9 protein-coding genes are annotated in these 17,386 nt (G+C 47.4%); 2 read left to right on the forward strand and 7 right to left on the reverse strand.

All coding sequences use genetic code 11. The annotated features are described in order from the left end of the window. Positions 1–25 precede the first annotated feature (25 nt). The gene (locus Q0668_RS03355) at positions 26–253 is read right to left on the reverse strand and encodes a hypothetical protein (RefSeq protein ID WP_298859922.1); all 228 of its coding nucleotides are present in this window, start codon (positions 251–253) and stop codon (positions 26–28) included. A gap of 132 nt (positions 254–385) precedes the next feature. Between Q0668_RS03355 and Q0668_RS03360 the strand changes: the two genes are divergently transcribed. Together Q0668_RS03360 and Q0668_RS03365 are read left to right on the forward strand one after the other, a co-directional pair. Further along, the gene (locus tag Q0668_RS03360; RefSeq protein WP_298859924.1) at positions 386–1,099 is read left to right on the forward strand and encodes a hypothetical protein; all 714 of its coding nucleotides are present in this window, start codon (positions 386–388) and stop codon (positions 1,097–1,099) included. Continuing rightward, positions 1,096–1,803 carry an isoprenylcysteine carboxylmethyltransferase family protein gene (locus Q0668_RS03365; protein ID WP_298859926.1) on the forward strand — a complete coding sequence of 236 codons (708 nt, stop codon included), beginning with the start codon at positions 1,096–1,098 and terminating at the stop codon, positions 1,801–1,803. The genes Q0668_RS03360 and Q0668_RS03365 overlap by 4 nt, the downstream gene beginning before the upstream one ends. Positions 1,804–1,805: 2 nt before the next feature. Here the strand turns inward: Q0668_RS03365 and Q0668_RS03370 are convergent, their stop codons facing one another. The 6 genes from Q0668_RS03370 to Q0668_RS03395 form a co-directional block, all read right to left on the reverse strand. Then, on the reverse strand, positions 1,806–2,933 hold the full coding sequence (locus tag Q0668_RS03370) for a sulfotransferase (RefSeq protein ID WP_298859928.1): 1,128 nt from the start codon (positions 2,931–2,933) through the stop codon (positions 1,806–1,808). Positions 2,934–2,956: 23 nt separating this feature from the next. Beyond that, a complete protein-coding gene (locus Q0668_RS03375; protein ID WP_298859931.1) occupies positions 2,957–3,721 on the reverse strand; it encodes an SDR family oxidoreductase in 765 nt (254 codons plus the stop codon). After that, on the reverse strand, positions 3,718–4,410 hold the full coding sequence (locus tag Q0668_RS03380) for a 4'-phosphopantetheinyl transferase superfamily protein (protein ID WP_298859932.1): 693 nt from the start codon (positions 4,408–4,410) through the stop codon (positions 3,718–3,720). The genes Q0668_RS03375 and Q0668_RS03380 overlap by 4 nt, the downstream gene beginning before the upstream one ends. Continuing rightward, entirely contained in the window at positions 4,407–12,752 is an 8,346-nt protein-coding gene (locus tag Q0668_RS03385; protein ID WP_298859934.1) for a type I polyketide synthase, read from the reverse strand. The genes Q0668_RS03380 and Q0668_RS03385 overlap by 4 nt, the downstream gene beginning before the upstream one ends. A gap of 837 nt (positions 12,753–13,589) precedes the next feature. After that, positions 13,590–15,092: a DUF1501 domain-containing protein gene (locus tag Q0668_RS03390; RefSeq protein ID WP_298859936.1), complete on the reverse strand. Its 1,503-nt coding sequence runs from the start codon at positions 15,090–15,092 to the stop codon at positions 13,590–13,592. Positions 15,093–15,120: 28 nt separating this feature from the next. Next, positions 15,121–17,386: DUF1553 domain-containing protein (locus Q0668_RS03395; RefSeq protein ID WP_298859938.1), on the reverse strand; the 2,266-nt coding region annotated here is incomplete at its 5' end.

The raw sequence follows: 17,386 nt of genomic DNA on the forward strand, positions 1-17,386 counted from the left end.
TGAAAACGATTTAGCTAAATAAAAATCACAAAGCTTGTAATGAAACAGGTAATATTTTCAGCCGGATCACCTCAAGCCACCAAGAAGCGACCTGATGAGGACCGCCTTCGATTTCAATGAATCGCTCGCATCCACCATTATCACTACTGATACTACGTGGAAATGAAATGGATTTTGCTGACAGTTGCTTGTCTGTTTGACGGAATATAATAATCCATAAAGTCATTGTATTCAGAATAATCGGTATATTCATTTGGCTACCGTGTTATCTGGTTACGTTATATCAACTACATCTCCCCGTCTTTTCGTGGTTGATTCGATTTATATGAAGGTCGGTTCATTAAGGAGTCGATAAACAAAAGGTATTTATAGAGGTGAAGGATCGATGGCGAACAATATCATTTTTGGATCACGTATCATATTGCCGAGAAACTTTTTGTTTCTTGCGATGATGTTATTGTTGATTCCCGGTTTATCTGGATGTGCACATCTCTGTCCGTCTCCTGTAGCTCAGGAAGTTGCTTACCAATCCGAAGAGTCAAGAGAGCATGTGTATGTCATCTTCGTGGAGTCACCAGTTGACGTCGGAAAATGGGGTGGATTGCCAGAACTCACTGAATACTTTCAGGAATGTGGTATTCGTCACACTTACTATTTCAATCCCTATAAGGAAGGGATTAATGGGAAGAATCTGGCAGAGTTTGTAAGACAGATTCATTGTGATCCCAAAGCGCGTGTCATGCTTGTCGGCTGGAGTTATGGCAGCATGATTTCGTTGAAAGCAATCCATAATCTTGCAGAGACGGGTAATTCTATCGACACGATGGTCTACCTTGACAGTTTTTCTCTGCGTTTGGCTGGTGGTGAGTCACAGCCAGATAATGTCGGGAAAACAGTTCTCATCTATCGGTCACATATCAATCCGCCCAAAGGCTTTGCTTGCCCCGACACGCATTATATCGATGTCCTTTCCCATTTAAACTTGCCCATGGCACCTCATACCGTGGATGTGCTTCTATCAGAAGCAGCTTGTCTTGCTTCCAGTGTCAGTGGATCAGGTGTGGCTCAGGTTCCGCCTGAGCCAGATATTGAACCATGAGTATCACAGGCAGGGCGAAGCCGTGGGAGTTTCGCTGGCGCATTGTGATTATGTTCTCAAGTCTTCCCCTGGCGGCCATTCTTTTCATCAAAACCGGTTTTACAACGGGAACCTGGTACGCACCACAAGTAGAATACTGGCAACAAATCACTGCGGCTTTGATAGCCTCAATAGGAATACTCTTACGTGTCTGGGGCACGAGTGCCCTCTCTGCACCCAGGATGCTGCGACTTCAGGCACAAGGTGAAATACTGGTCGATACGGGACCATTTGCACTGGTTCGCAATCCCCTCTACCTGGGAACGATACTGGTCATCGGTGGTTGGAGTGTGTTATACGGTTGGTTGCCTGCATTAATTTATTTCGTATTCCATGCGCTCCGATTCAATCGGATTGTGTTGTATGAAGAATCGATATTTGAGTCAGAATTAGGCTCTCGTTTCGATGAATACCGGTCCCGTGTGCCACGCTGGATCCCAGACGGGTCGGGTCTCACCAAAATCGGCTGGCCTCACTGTAATTTTTCCGCAGTCCTAAGTAATGGTCCCTTCCTGGCAATGACGATTGCTCTATGGGTAATCGTATTTACCAGCAAGACCTCCATTTTCTTCCCGGTATCAGTCATTGGTCTGCTTGTGAGCGGAGCGTTCTTGATTACACGTCGTAGATTACAGAATATTTCCTCGGCAACTGACGACCAGTAAAGCTACCGCCTATAGTTCCAATGGTCGATAGCGAAACCCCACTCTGTTTCAATCCGCTCTATTTGCAGAGGAGTCAGAGTATGTTTATTGGGTTGATAATCTCCCAAAGATTCCAAGTACCGACTTATATGCCCTTTTGAAGTCTCGTAATCGGGGAGTTGAAGTGCTTCGAAAATACGTGCCAACTCGTCATGTGGAGAAGCGACGATTGCTTCGTAACTAGTTTCGATAATATCACCCGCGGGTATTTGAGGAGCCTGTTCGAGATACTGTTTCATCAGATTCCGGTAACAGTTGATGACAATCGTCTCTTGATCCAAATGATCGTATTTTTGCCACGCGAACGCATTGAGCATGGGATTAATTCGTTTCAGGCTGGATGAGAAGACTTCATAGGGATTACGCACGATATGAATAAACTTTGCATCCGGAAAAAGTTCCTTCAGCAGCAATAGTCGAACTGTTGAGGCAGGGTTTTTGAAAAGCAACTGTTTACCGCCGTTCAGGAAACTCAATTTACCCGCAAGTCTTGCGTAGGCATTTGAGAGACTTACTCGTTCGCTTTCCGTTGTATTTTCAAGCAGCACAGACCGACGAAAATTCTCCTCGAACTTCTGAGGATAGTAGTAGCAGTTAAAGTACGAAAGAGGGCACAGATTTCCCAAAGCGATTTCTTCCTCTTGAGGTGCATCGACGCCGATTCTCACGTTATCAAAGCTTCTTTTTTTGGGAAGTTTCCGTCGTAATAGCTTATAGGCCAAACGAGTTGCCGGCCCCAGCATATTTCCAGGCATTACGGTTTGTCCCAGCGAGAGCCATGCAAATTGAGGATCCTGACTGATCAGATTGTGAAGATGAGTCGTTCCACTACGCCAATGACCAACGATAAAAACAGGATTGCGTGGAATTCCCCGTTTTCGATTCGGAAGTTCCCATCGTAACCATTCATAAAATGAAAACGGTGATCGTACACACGCAGCAAACGTTGTTAACGCGCGCGACAGACGAGGCGGACGATTGTATGGTAGATTGGCAAAGTAACGGCGCAAATAGACAGAAAGATCAGCGCCAGCCAGTGGATGCACTATTGACTGACGGCTTCGCTTTTTATTGTCTGTCGAATCTGTCATTATGAAACCCTGCCTAAGAGCCGCTATGCAAAAACGTTGGCCCCGGCATCAACGACGATCGTTGCCCCCTGGACAAGGTCACTCATTGGACTGGCTAGAAATGCTACGGTGTCAGCCACATCTTCAGCTGTTAGATAACGGTTGCCTGTCAGACTTCTCGCTCGTTTGGCTTCCAGAATCTTTTCGCGATTTGGCATCTGTAAAAAGGAGTCCGTTTCCACCAAACCTGCCTGAACCGTGTTGAAATTAATTCCCCGTCCACCTAATTCAAGAGCAAAATGCCGGACCATGCTCTCAAGTGCGGCTTTCGTGCTGCCGATTAATCCATAAGCCGGCAAGGCGCGATGCGATCCATGACTGGAAAGGGCGATCACTTTGGAACGCTCATCAGACCGTTCAAGTAGCGGTAGCGCCGCTTGAACAAGAGAAATCAATCCCTGTACGTTAATTCGCATCGCTGCTTCGAAATGCTTGGGCATTGTAGTCACAAGGGGCCGAAATCCGCCTGTTGCCGCATTGCTGACGAGTATATCGATCTTACCAAAGTTTTCACGGACAAAGTCCATCATTTCAACCACATCATCCGGTTCTCCAATATCCGCTTTTATGACTGCTGTCTCACGCCCCAGCGCCGCAATTTTGTGAGCGACTTCTTCAGCAGCCGTTCGAGATGAGACGTAGTTCACAATTACGTCTGCACCCGCCTCTGCCATACGAATCGCGCACGCGCTGCCGATTCCCCGAGAACTTCCTGTCACCAAAGCGATCTTTCCAGTGAGATCAATCATAATACGCCTGCCAAACTGTCGTTTTTAATAGTAGTGATCGAAAAAATGTGGTCCGCATGCCTATCGACCATGATCGAATAATCAATACCTTCGGTCAGAGCCTTGTAATGACATGCATATTCCCCGGTTAAAGTACGGTAGACTTCCATTTCCAGTGGACGAAACAATTCACCTCGATTGCTGGCCTTATAAACTGACTCCTTAATAGACCAGATTATGGGAAGTTCATCAGAATTTTCAGCCACCCCTTGTTTCTCGTTTTCGGTGAGCCATACGTCAAGACTGTGCTTGTTTGTGAGAGTCTGCGATACGAGATCGATCCCAATACTGCACCCCGATTTTGTTGCCAATGCCACGCCAATCCAATCATTTGAGTGTGTAATCGAGATCTCCATAGACTGCATCTGACCATCAATTATTACGCGAGGTCTGGACGTTCGTCGTCCTCCGTAAAGTGACTCAATTTCGATGACAGACAAAGGCATTGTATGCTGACATGTCAGTGAGAGTTCTTCTTGAATCATATGCTTACACAACCATCGTCCCGCCAGCCACTCCCGACGTCGATCCTGGTGCCTGAGACGATCAAGTTGTTCCTGTTCGCTGAGTGAAATCCAGGAAGCGTCGTGATCTAACCATTCTGACTCAAGACCCGCAATCGATGAAATATGGTAATTAACCTGGCTCATGCTGGTGCCTCACCCGCACTGGAAATGATAACCGCCCGATATCCGTGTGCGACGAGCATCACTTCTTTGTCCTCGTTAAATACAGCGAAATCAAATTTCGTGTGCTCCTCAGTCTCTTCAATCAGATGAACCAGAACACTGCACTTCATACCAGGAGTAAATTCTTTAAGCAGGTTTAGCGACTCGAACCCCACAGGCAGATGATAGGTTTTGCTATTCACATAAGTCAGAGTACTACAGGCCTGTAAACAGGAATCAAGTAGAGCGGAGGGAACCAACCAACGTCCCTTTCTGGCTTCTCCAAGAATCGCGTCAGCAGCAGGGGCAATGATTTGACCCCACAATTTATCTTTGGTTGTCGCAATTTGTTTGAGGTCCTGAAAGACGCGACCATGCCAGACCATATTCATTTCTGAGCGTACCTTTTCAGAAGAGTAGTTCATTTCATGCCACTTCTCAGGCGGTTCTGACCATTCGATGCAGTCAAGTTGATCGAGAGTGTCAAACAAAACCGAAGCAGAGACATATTGACGCGATGGATCGGTAACCACTCCACTACGATTGCTGAAGTCTGATTGTAATTCACACCGCAACTCATGCTCGTTACGTTTATGAACTTTGACGCGTCCTGATTCCGGTACTCCCGAATTGAAACGCCAGGCGCGATGAATTTCAAAGTTACAAAACCTGACAGGTTTTTGCCCACCATGGAGCAAAAATGCAGATTCGGCAATGGCTTCCAGGGCAACGACAGCCGGCAGAATCGAAATCCCATGCATTCGGTGTTGAGTCAGAAACGGGTCTGACTGGGGATTGAATCGAATCTCTGCTATGAGTGATTCATTTGAGTGTAAATCAATGATACCCTCCACCAATGGCGATTGTGAAAGCTGTTTTGACCTCAGCCAATACTGCTCTGCTTCGTGTTCTGAGAGAGGTGATCCATTCGTGTCACGCTCGACTGGCCAGTCTAAAAACATCGCTTCGGGCTCGGGTGAACCGCTTGCTAATTCGTCAAGTAAATGAGCAACACCCTCGTCAGCAGGCATAAATATCTGACGAGCCATTTCCAGTGCCAATCGACTCTCCGGACGCACCGCCATCCCTACATCATCCCAGGCAGGCCAGTGCATGGTTACCGTCCGACAGTTTGGTCGTTCGATTCGAAAATGAGATAACACCTTGGCCAACAAATCCGAAGCAAGTGAGTAATCGGTTTGACCGCGCGCACCAAGTCGTCCACTGATTGACCCAAATCCAATGAACTGTTCCAGTGGGTCTTCATTTGTTAGATCTATCAAATGGATGGCTCCATCGACTTTTGAACGTAGCGTCGCTTCTACCTGTAAGATCTCCTTCTTATCATATCGACAAGCTGATTCAATGCCCGCTCCGTGAAGGATGCCACGAATGGGACCGTCAGTCTCACGAACCTTGGCAAGCACAGCAGCCAGTTCGTCACGGGAACGTACATCACAGCGGTGGTAAGATGCCTGAACACCTTCACGAGCAAAGGCACTCAGACTCTCATCGAGTTCAATAGATCGTTCCACATTCCGCCAGGCAGTGTTGGGGTCGTTGCCTTTCGAACGAGCTTCTTTAGTGATGAGTGCCCGAAGTTGTCGACGATCTTTGGCTGATATCTGTTTCCATTCCTCGGGCACCTCTGGAAGAGGACTGCTTCCCAGCAAATGCAGCTTCAACCCATAGGTTTCTGCTAACTTTCGGGCGATGAATGACGTAATCCCCCGCCCTCCACCAGTAACAACCCAGGTACCACCTTTCGTAATTGTGGACTCTGATGAGGTTGAACTCGCGTCGATAATACTGGGAGCTGGAAACATCTTCAACGTACGTCGGAAACCAAGTTGATATCCGACTTCTAAGTCATCTGCTTGCGAGGACAGCTCTTCGATTATATTACGTGCAACGAGGCTGACTGGATCGCCGAGGGGCATATCGATAATCTTGACATGAAGTTGTTCGTACTCATGTCGAATCGCTTTTAATAATCCTGCAAGACCACCACCTTCTACGGCGCCGTCATGGTTTGTGAGTCCAAAACTGCCTCCCAGGCCGGTAGCTGCAACCAGCGTTCCTTTAGAAATCAGCTTGCTACGTTCCATCAACTGGGTCCAATGTTGACAAAGTAGATAGGGCAGGAGAATACCACGCTGCGAACGATCAGCCCACGCTGATTTGTCATTTTCAATAGAGGCTTCCGGATCGCGACCAGTAAGCAGGAATAGATTGGGGAGTGGGCCACTTTTCCAGAGTGTCTCTAGCTCGGCAACAACCTCACTGGGGTCATGCGTTTCAAGCATGACAACTTCAATTCCAGACTTTGATAGTTGATCTCGTAATGCCTGCGCTGTCTCGTTTCTTCCGACAATCAACGCCCGTCCCTTGATGTCACATCGTTCGACAGATTTCGTCAGCGGGGCATCTACCATCTTCAGGATGAAACGATTCATCACTCGATCTGCGTGCGGACGAATCCCCTGGATTATATCTTTTGTTGCCGGTTGTTTGTCAGAGTTGTTGCGAGAACCTCGGCTAAACAGATCGTCTAATTTCAGATGATAGAATCGATCAGCATCTTTCGGTCGCGAGATATCAGCTGTAACCCAGAGTTCGCGATTCGCTGGTCGCATCACAATACTGGCTTGCGTATCAGGCTGCCTGATCGTCCATTTCGTCGGATGGGCCGTGTGTCGTTCGCGGCGACCATCATATTGATCGCGAAGAATCGCCTTTCCATGAGAAACCGAGAGTCGTACTCCATCGAGATTGTCAGAGTGTTCCTTCAACAAAGTCTCCATGCGATCATGCCGTTGCAACGACTGATCTTCGATGTCGCGCACACTCTGCTTGAGCTTACAATGATTGGTAGAACCGTGTAAATCATCGAGCCAGTGGACTTCGATCTCGTCGGCATCGTATTCCAGATAGCAGACACGATCTGATTTGTGATCCGACAAACACATGCTCCATGCAGAATGTCGATCTGTCGCTTTCAGAATTTCAATCGCTTCCTCAACCGTTTTTGCCTGCTGAAGAATCCGGATGACCACAACAAAGTGAATCAACCCAGGACGCTTGTTATACGTGGGCATTCGATCCAATAGCAACGTACTCGTGGCTGCCAATCCATGTTCGTTTATGCCATTCATTCCACCAAGTTGACCGCAGGCTCCAAATGTCAGACAACGATATCCCTTCTCTGGTGTTCGGACCTGAGTAATTCGATGGAAGGCACCCGTGAGGACGCGACCAAGATTCCAGTCTTCGTTGACAGCATGAACCAGTCCCTCAGACCCATTTTTTGCAGCAGGGATCGCAAATTGAGTACATCCAGGAAGTAGCTGCATCACGGGAACAACAAGTCCGATATTGAACGCCAGTATGAATTCAAGCGGAACATCGATCGCATCTGCAATGCCGCGAAGTTCCTCAATTCCTTCTTTGCCAAAATAGAGTTCCTGCTGTTTCAATGCGTTCGATAGCTCACCATCTTCAATCCTTTCTTCACCGATCACTTCAACAAATCGCTTCATGGTAGCGAGAATCGCTTCACGTCCAGACTCACCATGCTGTTGACCGATTTCAATGGGACTTCCCGAGAACCAGCGAACGTTGAGCGCTTCATAAGCATCGTTATCCACCTCGCTTGATACAGGTGGTGTGGGCAATCCCTTTGAGTCAATTAATTTTATTGAGTCCTCATCATTATCGGTCTCAGCAATTTCTTTGAGATCGTCCGGGATACTATCAACGCCTGAAGCCCTGATGAATTCGCCGATGTGTCTGAGAGTCTGAAAATCATCGAGTGACACATCACTGGTAGGCTCGATCGGGAAATGTTCACGAAGTTCTCCCAACAGTTGGGCCTTTTTAATACTGTCGATGCCCAAGTCTGCCTCGAGATCAGCATCAAGTTCAACAATCTCTTCCGGGTATCCGGTTTGTTCGCAGACGAATGTCACTAAAAACCCGTCGATGTCGTCTATTGATGAGGAATCAGTTGATGGTTCGTTGTTGATAGAATCGTTCAACCCCGTGGCACCGACATTTGAACTTAAGGGATGAATCGTTTCTGATCCAGACTGACGATTTCGCTCACGTCGTTTTGCTGTCGCATCGAAGTGTCGAATGGAAGCAGAGGAATGATTAAATATTTGAGAACTTAATGTCTCAACGCTGCTTTGACTGTCCGACGTTTCACCCAAAACACCCCAGCATTCCAGCATTGCCTGCAAAGAGATCAGACTTTGAAAACCGGGTGACTTTGGATTATCAACGGAGCCCACTACAATTTTTGGGGCATCAATAATCTGTCTGACAAGACGCGTCAGCACCTGGCGCGGACCGATTTCGACAAAGACCTTCACACCATCGTTTACCAGACGGTTGATCTGATCAACAAACTCAACGGGTTCCACCAACTGCGCAACAAGATTCGCACGAATGTCGAATGGATCTGCTGTATAACGATTTGTAACGCTACTGAGTAACGGAATCTGTGGCGGCAGAACGGAAACCTGGTTCACAGAATCCTCTATCCATGTCCGTACATCGTTCATCAGCGGCGAATGGAATGGCCCCGGAACAGGCAGGATCGTTACTTGATGGCCTGCTTCCTCCAGTTGCTTGCTAATCTGTTCAATAGCATCATTGGTCCCGGTCACAACTGTTTGATTGGGTGCATTATGATTGCCAATAAAAGCCTGATCTTGTATCGCCGCTTCTTGAAGCAAAGCCTCAACCGATTTGCGTTCAGCGGATGTGGCAAGCATTGTGCCGCATTCAGACCCTAAAGATTCAATGCCATCACAACGTGCGCGTGTCACAGTAATTGCATCTTGAAGCGTCCACGCATTTGTAGCAACGAGGGCCGCATATTCTCCGTAGCTGTGAGCACTAACAACATCTGCCCGAATTCCAAGCGAGTGAAGCGTGCGCGCCAGAAGGACATCTGCAAGCAGTACTGACAACTGCGTATCAAATACATCACTGCCGAGCCGATGGCTGTTCTTATCAACGAGTTGTTGAAAAGAAGGAAGATTCTTCGATTTCAATACCGCATTGATCTCGCTTAAATGCTCTGCCGCAACGGGAACTTCTTCAACAAGCTCCTTCAACATTCCAGGATATTGCGAACCTTGACCTGAAAACAGGAATGCCACTCGGTGAGGTGACTCATCAACTTCACTAAAGTAGACCCCCTGCGATTCAGCCGCCACTACCACAGACTTATCCTCAAGCGCATGTTTAGCCAGTTTGACCTTCTTAGCCAGCTCTTCTGCATCTTTGGCAACAATAGCCAGTCGGTATCGTTCATCCGGGGAAAATGTACTCGCATTACTATGAAAAGTAATTGGCTGTGCCAGTCGTTCTAGAAGCAGCGTTTCTGTGGGTGCACCGACTCTAACGATACGGCTATGGTCACTCGCGCGATCCTCGGGGGAAGCGCCCTGCGGTGCTGCTTCAATAATCATATGATAAGCCTGTCCTTCTAAATCCAGATTGCTGACACCGCCGCATAATCCCCGTTCCACAGAGGGAGTGGGAAGTGTTTGGGTTTCGCCCGCTGTCTGGCAATGACAATCGCTTCCACTTAGAATGTCAATCGGAGCTTCACGCTTCGACCCCGGGACAGTGCCCTCGTTCAGCGTGACGATCATTTTGAGTAGAGACGCCATTCCCGTTACGCCGGGAGAGTATCCAATCTGATCAATGACTGTGTCGATCAATAATGACTCACGTCGTGCGGGTACACCGTAAGACTCAATCAGCCCAACAGCTTCTGCCTCATCAACATCGGGAATACCATACCCGGCCGCGTTCACCACACAAACATCTTCAGGCGCGACTAAACTATCATTCAGAGACACCTCAATTGCATCTTTGAGAGCATCGCCCGCAGAATTCGGATTGTGGGCAACACCAAGATCACGAATAACGGCATGTACCTGATCGCCATCCCGTTCGGCATCTGACAATCGCTTCAACAGTAAGACGACAACCCCTTCACCGGGAACGAATCCAGCGGCATCTTTGCCGAAAGCTGGTTGCACGGAATTTGACGCAAGTCGACCTCTGGTTGCAAGATCACCATAGACCATGACATCCATTGCACGCTGCGCGCCAGCACAGAGAACGGTGTCGCAACAACCTGCACGAAGTTGATCAACGGCTGCATTCAACGCGGCCATCGATGAGCAACCCGCTGCATCAACCGCATAAGCCCCGCCCATTAAATCAAAGGTTTTCGAGATGCGCGAAGCAAGGGTACTGCTGGTATAACTACCTGTTTCGTCATGTAATGCGGCACAGTTCTCGACATAAGTCCGCGTGTACTCATCACAGATGGCATCCACATCGCAATCATCCATGAAAATATCATTCAATGCAGTTGCCAGATCTTTTCGAAACTCGGGAACCCTCATCCCTTTCGTTAACTGAATTCCAAAATCACTCGAAAACTCGGTTCCCACAATAACGGCACAGCGTTCCTGATCAAATGGTTTCGACTTCCACGAAACTCCTTCGAGTGCCTGCTCAGCAGCATCAAGGACCATAAACTGTACCGGATCTGCATTCTTGACCTGGATCGGTGGGATCTTGTTTTTCCGCCAGTCATATTCAAAGTCTTGTATGAATCCTCCCATAAGATCTTCGGCAGCCTGAGAGGATTTCGATACTTGAGTGAACAAGTTCGCATCCCAACGGTCAGCGGGTACACCCGTCTTTGGATCTCGACCCGACATGAACAGTTCACGCACTGCAGCGATAGTTCTTGCACCCGGTAGAATTGCCCCCATACCTACGACAGCAATGGGATCAGCGGCAGATTTTTCGCTCTCTGCTGAATCCGGAGACTCGTTCGTCATGGATACCGATGTATTTTTCCTTGCATTCAAGAGAGCGGAATGACCGTCATCAAGCACAACATGGCCATTCAATCCGCCAATCCCAAACGCGTCAACAACCCCACGACGTGGAGAGCCATCATCTGTTTGAAGCCACGGAATCGTTGAAGTTGGTACGAAGAATGGTAAATCGGACCAGGGAATATCGGGATTGGGCGATTGATAATTGGCGGCCGGAGGAATCTGTTCGTGTTTCATCGCCAGTAAGGTCTTAATCACGCCTGCCAGCCCTGCTGTCTCCCGTGTATGACCGATGTTCGCTTTCACGCTTGAAACCGGAATTTTATCTGGGCCAAGATGCGCCCCGAGGGCAAGGGCAAGGGCTTGCAGCTCTGTCGAATCGCCAACGGGAGTCGAAGTTCCATGCGCCTCTACATTTTGTATCAACGACGGATCAACTCCCCCTTTATAGGCACGTTGAATCGCGAGAATCTGTCCTTCTTTTCTAGGCGCCCATAAACTTTTCCCTCGTCCATCAGTTGCCAGTCCAATTCCACGAATGACACCCAAAACCGGATTGCCATCTTTGATGGCTTGCGAAAGTCGCTTTAGAATAATCGCGCCAAAACCATCAGAGCTGACAAACCCATCCGCACGCTCATCAAAGGGATAGGATCCTTTGCGACTTAAAGCCCGCGCCCACGAAAAAACGACCATGCTCGTCCAGGTACTGTAAGAGGCCCCGCCTACGATCGCCGTCTGGATTCGATTATGTAATAACGCTTGCACTGCCATGTGCATGGCAGCGAGAGAGGAGGCACAGGCAGCGTCGACTGAGGCCGTCGGTCCATTGAGATTTAATGTTTGAGCGATCAGGCCGGAGGCCTGGCTGGTACCGAGATTTGATTCCGGAGCGTGGTCAATCGGATATCGCTGACGAACACGCTCCATAACCATGCTCATCACTTGCTGCCGGGTTTCTTCATTCAGATCGGCAAACGTCTTTGTCAGTTTTAACTCATCCAGAAGTTCCTGAATATGGAATGAATAGACAAGGTCAGCTCCGCGCAGACTTCCTCGTGCATGACCGACATACACGCCAGTCCGGCTGCGAGCAAGGTGATCATATTCGATGTCAGCCTCACGAATCGCATCACACACAACATCCAGTAAAGTAAGATGAACCAGATCTGAATGCTCTCGAACTCTATCTGGCAGCAGAATGTCGTTTCGATTCCAGGGCTGTTCACGGACAACACCTCCTATGTCTGCATAGGACTTTCCAGGCACACCTTCCCGGGGATCGAAAAAAAGGTCTGGATCAAAGCGCGCGGCTGGCAATTTCCTGATGGCATCCTCTGACCGCGATATCAGATTCCAATATCCCTTAAGATCATCAGCTCCAGGAAGACGGCACGCCATGCCAACAATTGCCACTGGATCGTCGGTAACTCCCGCTAAGTCGCTCATAATTTAATCCCACGTTCTCAGCCTCCTATTTGCTCAGACAAACACATTGCAGGTTACACGTGCAATTGTTCCAAATCCCACAAGATAACCAGTAAAAATATAACCTATCTATAATCGTACAGGTGTTTATAGATCTGTTACCAGAAAAAACTTTTCTGTTTGGCTCTGAAATCGAATTGTTAACTGATCTTAACCGTTAGAAATAGATTTCGTTGCTATGGCTTATACCAATCAGCCTTACTGCATTGATGCGCAACATCCTAATCAGATAACACTTACGTGATTTGACAATAAATGGAGGGTCTACGGAAGAGGTGATATTAATTGGAGACATGCAACCTGTAAAAACAGTTCTGTTTGAAGCCGTTTTAACATTTCATTGATTTAAAATCGATTTTCGAAATAGAAACTTGAATTTCGAAGACGCCTGGATGTTCTACTTTAATTCGACTTGAGGTAAGCGTTTTCACTTCAAAGCCTGCGCAACCTCGACAAAGAATTGTGCTACTCAATCTCTAACAGTTTGATTCCTATCCAGTCAGATTGACGGTTTACTTCTAGCCTGTTTGATGATCATGAATTTCGATATAGAGGATTTGTGGCGTGCCTGCGTCGTTTACCTTGGATAAGAGTGGAGAAAATAGAATGTAGAGAAACGTAAATTGAAATTATTTTGACGATTCCTGCTAACTCAGAACGGTGCTTTATTGTTTCCACAGATTGGGTATGAATGGCCAGCAATTCTGTGTGATCAGCAACCAAAAATAATTCAAAGAGGTAGACCGTTTTTAGCCCATATCTCCCTCTATAAATTGCTTCCGGTTCTGACACTTAAATTCAAGCTAACACATCCTTGATTACATGACCATGCACGTTGGTTAATCGTCGTTCGAGGCCATTGTGATAGAACGTCAACCGTTCATGATCGAGTCCCATCAGATGTAGTAAGGTTGCGTTGAAGTCGTAAACAGTTGTCGGATTCACCAAAGCCTTGAATCCAAACTCATCACTTTCGCCATAGCTGAAGCCTTTCTTGACACCTGCCCCTGTTAAGAAACAGGTGAAAGCTCCCGGGTTGTGATCACGGCCGGTCCCATTGCCTTGCAGAAATGGCATGCGTCCGAATTCCGTTGCCCACACCACAAGCGTATGATCGAGTAGACCTCGCTGCTTTAAGTCTGCGATGAGCGCTGCCGTTGGTTGATCCATAATCTCTGCTTGCATAGCGTGTGTTTTGGCGATATTGGCATGAGAGTCCCAGTTCGTAATTCCATTTCCGCCAGAAGGATCACTTCCATTGAATAATTGAACAACGCGAACCCCCTTCTCTAATAAGCGACGCGAGAGAATACAGTTCTTCGCATATTCACTACGAAGTTCACTGCCTCCTTCGACGCCATACGCCTTGATAGTCGATTTCATTTCTCCAGTGAGATCCATCACGCTGGGAATAGAGGTTTGCATTTTTCCTGCAAGTTCGTAACTGGCAATCCGACCGGCAAGGTCTGCATCACCGGGATATTTTGCAAGATGCTGTGCATTGAGTAGCTTGAGTAAATCAACAGTGCTACGGTCTGCTTGAGCTGAAAGTTCGCGTGGTCGATTTAAATTATGGGGTGGGTTTTTCGCATTAAAGTCTGTTCCTTGAAAAGCGGCGGGCAAAAATCCATTTCCGAAGTTATTTTTACCGCTACGTGCAAGACCACGCGGATCATTGATCGCAACAAATGCAGGAAGTTCTTGATTCTCAGTTCCCAGCGCATAAGTAGTCCACGCACCAAACGACGGAAACCCTTCCATCGTAAATCCGGTATTCATGAAGTTCTCACCTTGGGGGTGAGCACTTGTGTCAGTCGTCAAAGCATGAAAGAAGCAGAAGTCATCGACTTGATTTGCCAAATTCGGAAGAAGGTCTGAAACCATTTTCCCGGTTTCTCCACGCGGCTTGAAATCCCAAAACGGCTTTGCGATGTTACCGGGTGGTCCTTCAAATGTAACCGCAGGAATGATAGGGGGCTTTTGCCCATGTAGTTTTGTTAATGTGGGTTTGTAATCGAAGGTATCAACATGGCTGACAGCGCCCGGGCAATAAATTACCAGAACCTGCTTCGCTGGCACCTCAAAATGTGATTTGCGAGGAGAGTATGGATTCTTAGGATCAATCTGCGGACGAATTGGTATTTTGCTGCTCACCGTTTTCGGCTCATTTGCAAGTAAGTCGTCAGACGCGAGCATGCTTGCCAATGCAATTCCACTTATCGAGAGCCCCGTATTTTGAAGGAAGCCGCGCCGATCAAGCATTCGACGCCCGAGCAGTGAAAGGTTTTCCGCGTGATTCATAGTTATGACTCTTACTATTTTGATAGCTTTAGGGCAGAAAAGCGAATTCATTTGAATTAATGATGGCGCGACACACGATGTCCAGAGAATAAACCTGTGCCAATTCAAGGCTGGATTTTAATTCCTCTTCATTCGGCTTACGGGCCAGCAATAACTCGAAACAACGTCTTACAGCTGTACGCTGATCGTCGTTTGAATCCTGATTCGCCAGGTCAGCAATCCGTTTTGACTGGTCGATCACAAATTCACTGTTCATCAAATTCAGCGCCTGTAATGGTGTTGTGGAAATCGGTCGTTTCGGGCGGACCTGTCCACAATCAGGAAAATCGAAAGCCGTAAACATTTGATCGTCGACGCGGCGCATCCGTTCTTGATATATCATTCGACGCCATGTATGAGGACCGTAATTATCAGTCACAAACCATTGAGCATAGCGTTTCTTCACATTGTGAATCCGGAAACTGCGACCGCCAATGGAAGGATCAAGCGAACCGGATGATTGCAAAATTGAATCACGAATGACTTCAGCTGTCATGCGTCTGGGTGGAAATCGCCAGAGTAAAGAAGAATCTGCATCTTCAGCGAGGCATTCTTTTCTGGGAAAACTAGATTGACGAAACGCTTCCGATGTCACCATCAATCGAATCAGGTATTTCATAGACCATGACTGCTGTTTCCTCTCGGGTTGATTTATCGAAGGAGTTTTGAATTCAGCAGCCAACCAATCGAGTAATTCAGGATGTGATGGTAAAGCTCCTGCCGCTCCAAAATCACTTGTTGTTGTTACAATTCCTTTTCCAAAAACATGATACCACAATCGATTTGCTTCGACACGCGCGGTCAAAGGATGATCTGCACTGGTTAACCACTTTGCAAATGCAACGCGGCGTTCCTTCCCGGAAGCATCGGGCTTTAGAGGAAGCTTACCATTAAGTTCGGTTAGTCCGGCAGCAAATACTTCATCTCGTGGAGTTTCGGGACTACCTCGATAAAAAACGTGTGACTTCACCGGGCTGATCAATTGGGCAACAAAGCTTGGTCGCGGACCCTCTTCTGTAAGTTGTACGATCAATTCATTTAGTTTTTTCAGTGTAGCAATTCGTGATTTGTGCTGTTCATCGAGTTTTTTGATTTGTCCGATTGAAGCAACTTGATTCCATTGCCCAGCGTCGTCTTGTACATCCACTTTATAAGTACCAAAGGAAAACCTGTTCATACCTGTCAAGTAATCCGTTTGCATGTTCTCCAATCGATTGGTACTGATTTTAATTCGATTGATTTTATGTAGTTTTTTAAAAGTGAATTGCACCCACGGTTTCTCCTTACTTCCCTTGGAAGATTTCCCAGCCCATGCCTCGGTGCCATACTCTCCGTCATTGATTTTGTGAAGACCGGAACGCGGGACTTGCATCTCTTCGGGACTGTAGACTTTTGTACCCATTGATACAATCGCCAAATTTTTATTTCGGTCTTCGCTACCAAATATCTCCAGTTCATCAATCCGCGCATAAGCCGATTGAAATGAAATGCGTATAGATTGAGTTGTTACTGCCGGAAAATGAAGTTCTCGATACCCAGTCCAGTTTTCTTCCCAGGGACCCGTTTTACTTAGTATTTTGCGATGTTTAGCAATGAGTCGATATAGCTCCTGGCCACGATTTCTTCTGGGATGATCCTCTGCAAGTTCCGGAAATCTGCTACCAAATTCAATGTCCTGAAAGACAGCTGACATTGCATAGTAATCACGGATAGAGATAGGATCGAATTTATGATTGTGACAGCGTGCACAACCAATAGTCATCCCCATTGCAGAAGCACCAACCGTTTGTAAGATTTCATCCATTCGATCTGCTCGGGCTTGCCGTCGCGCGCTGGGCTCCTGACCAACAGTTGCTACCGGTACATGAGGTCCTGCAACCAGATATCCCGTTGCCTCCCCCGCTCCGACAGTGTCACCAGCTATTTGTTCGAAGAGAAATTGGTCGTACGATTTATCTTCGTTAAAAGACCGTATTACATAATCACGATAGATCCAGGCATTCTTACGATACATATTACTTTCAGAGCCATTCGTTTCCGCCCATCGAATCACATCCAACCAATGCTGCGCCCAGCGCTCACCGAAATGGGGTGAGGCTAATAATCGATCAACAAGTTTTTCATATGCTACATCTGGCTGATTTGCATGGCTATTGATAAAGTCTTCTGTCTCTTCCGGCGTAGGCGCAAGCCCTGTCAGCACAAAGGAAACACGGCGTATTTGAGATCGTGCATCGGCCGGCTTGGAGAAATCG

Source organism: uncultured Gimesia sp. (assembly GCF_937910335.1).
Taxonomy (GTDB): domain Bacteria; phylum Planctomycetota; class Planctomycetia; order Planctomycetales; family Planctomycetaceae; genus Gimesia.

Bases quoted from the DNA above. Each gene is read 5' to 3' on its own strand.
- Q0668_RS03355 (WP_298859922.1), bottom strand. From the start codon at position 253: ATGAATATACCGATTATTCTGAATACAATGACTTTATGGATTATTATA.
- Q0668_RS03360 (WP_298859924.1), top strand. From the start codon at position 386: ATGGCGAACAATATCATTTTTGGATCACGTATCATATTGCCGAGAAAC.
- Q0668_RS03365 (WP_298859926.1), top strand. From the start codon at position 1,096: ATGAGTATCACAGGCAGGGCGAAGCCGTGGGAGTTTCGCTGGCGCATT.
- Q0668_RS03370 (WP_298859928.1), bottom strand. From the start codon at position 2,933: ATGACAGATTCGACAGACAATAAAAAGCGAAGCCGTCAGTCAATAGTG.
- Q0668_RS03375 (WP_298859931.1), bottom strand. From the start codon at position 3,721: ATGATTGATCTCACTGGAAAGATCGCTTTGGTGACAGGAAGTTCTCGG.
- Q0668_RS03380 (WP_298859932.1), bottom strand. From the start codon at position 4,410: ATGAGCCAGGTTAATTACCATATTTCATCGATTGCGGGTCTTGAGTCA.
- Q0668_RS03385 (WP_298859934.1), bottom strand. From the start codon at position 12,752: ATGAGCGACTTAGCGGGAGTTACCGACGATCCAGTGGCAATTGTTGGC.
- Q0668_RS03390 (WP_298859936.1), bottom strand. From the start codon at position 15,092: ATGAATCACGCGGAAAACCTTTCACTGCTCGGGCGTCGAATGCTTGAT.